General features: G+C 41.2%; 2 protein-coding genes. One reads left to right on the top strand and one right to left on the bottom strand.

Features of this window, described 5'->3' with window-relative positions; translation table 11 throughout:
* Positions 1–150: 150 nt before the first annotated feature.
* Positions 151–1,098 (bottom strand): IS30 family transposase, encoded by a 948-nt coding sequence (locus ABT232_RS38365; RefSeq protein WP_003130410.1) that lies wholly within the window; start codon positions 1,096–1,098, stop codon positions 151–153.
* Positions 1,099–1,171: 73 nt separating this feature from the next.
* On the opposite strand from ABT232_RS38365, the gene ABT232_RS38360 reads away from it, so the two are divergent.
* On the top strand, positions 1,172–1,644 hold a 473-nt coding region (locus ABT232_RS38360; RefSeq protein ID WP_351849434.1), incomplete at its 3' end, for a metal ABC transporter solute-binding protein, Zn/Mn family.

Raw genomic sequence — 1,644 nt, 5'->3', positions numbered from 1 at the left:
GAACAGGTCCCAGACCTCGTCCGCGTCGTTGCGGGTGATGGTCTCGCGGACGTTGTCGTTGACGGCCTCGATGGAGTCGCCGTAGTCGAGGTAGGACAACAAGTTCAGTAAATAGAACTTTTGAAGATAAACGCAAATTGCAAGTCCAAGTTAGCCAGCCAAGCTCATCTCATATGAACTCTTATAGTTGAACATTTTTCTTGGATAATGGTTCATCCAATACTCGATAGCGGCGACTTCTTCAGGGGTCGTCTTTGTTGTGCCTTTTGGCAGATGCCTACGAATCATTCGGTTATGGTTTTCATTCGTCCCTCGCTCAAAGCTCGCGTAGGCGTGTGCATAGTAAACTGGACAGCTTACGACCTCAGAGAGCCTTGCAAATTCATGGCCATTGTCAGGGGTAATGGATTTGAAGTCATAACTTTTTTGAAGTTCCACCAGCTCATCATTGACCGCCTGTGCTGTTTTCCCATCAATCAAGCGAATGATCTCCGTGCGGTATTTTCGCTCTGTGAGCGTCAAAAGCACCTTGTTCTTAGCTCTCGTAAGAATGACCGTGTCAATCTCGTAATGCCCCACTTCTAAGCGATTGTTAATGAACTCAGGCCGTTCTTCAATAGACTTGCCAAAAGGATGCTTTGGCGCACGAGGTTTGATTTTCTTTGCCGCCTTATACTGCGGATAGAAAAGATGATGACGCTTGGCTTCTAACCAGCCCCAGTTGACCCAATTGTAGAGGCTGCTCAGAGAAACTCCTTTTAGAGCCTGATGAATGACTTCCAAAGAGTCCTTGTCTTCTTTAAGACGTGTACTCACATAACAATCAATCTCAGTCGTGAGTTTACTCGGACGAACACTGTGAGCCCTCAATCCTTCATAATTTTCTTGAGCCTTTTTAGCAGAGTATTTTACCTTCCGCTTGAGCTGGATTTCCCCTCGCTTCATCTCTCTGTCAATCGTCCCATGAGCTTTATTCAATAAGCGCGCAATCTCACGGTTGCTCAGTCCTTCTTTATTGTGCCAACGTTCAATGTTTAAACGGTCTTGATTGGTCAGGTGTTTCCCTTTGCTCTGGCTTGTGATAGAATAGTCTTGCATCTGAATTTCCTTTTTATACTATTTGGTCGAACTTCTAGTATAAGAGATTCAGATGTTTTTTGCTTGACTCAAGGTGGCTAACTTCATTTTACAATTTGCGGTTAAAAAATTAAGTAAACTTGATCAAAAATACAGTGAAGAACTAAAAGATGCTAAGCAGAAAAATTTTGTGACTCAACATGCTGCTTTCCGCTATTTAGCATTGGACTATGGTCTTAATCAAGTGTCTATTGCAGGTTTAAATCCTGACAAAGAGCCTTCAGCTAAAAGATTGGGGGAATTAAAAAAATATGTTGAAGCTAATAGTATTCAGTATATTTATTTTGAAAAAAATGCTAATGATAAATTTGCCAAAACACTCGCCAAAGAAGCAAAAGTAAACGTTGAGGTGTTTAATCCATTAGAAAGTTTGACGAAGAAAGAACTTTCAGAAGGCGGGAATTATATCAAAGTTATGGAACAAAATTTAATAGCACTTAAGAAAACAACAGAAACAGAAGGAAACGAAATTCAAGCAGAAGATAAAAGTAATGAAGTGAAAACGGT

Origin of the sequence: Streptomyces sp. NPDC001532 (assembly GCF_040298625.1) — a bacterium.
In the GTDB taxonomy this organism is placed as follows: domain Bacteria; phylum Actinomycetota; class Actinomycetes; order Streptomycetales; family Streptomycetaceae; genus Streptomyces.
The sequence above is the reverse complement of the archived record's forward strand: the minus strand, read 5'-3'. Positions and strand labels throughout refer to the sequence as shown.

What these genes read in the sequence shown, in the direction of transcription:
- ABT232_RS38365 (WP_003130410.1), bottom strand. Translation starts at nt 1,098, where the DNA reads ATGCAAGACTATTCTATCACAAGCCAGAGCAAAGGGAAACACCTGACC.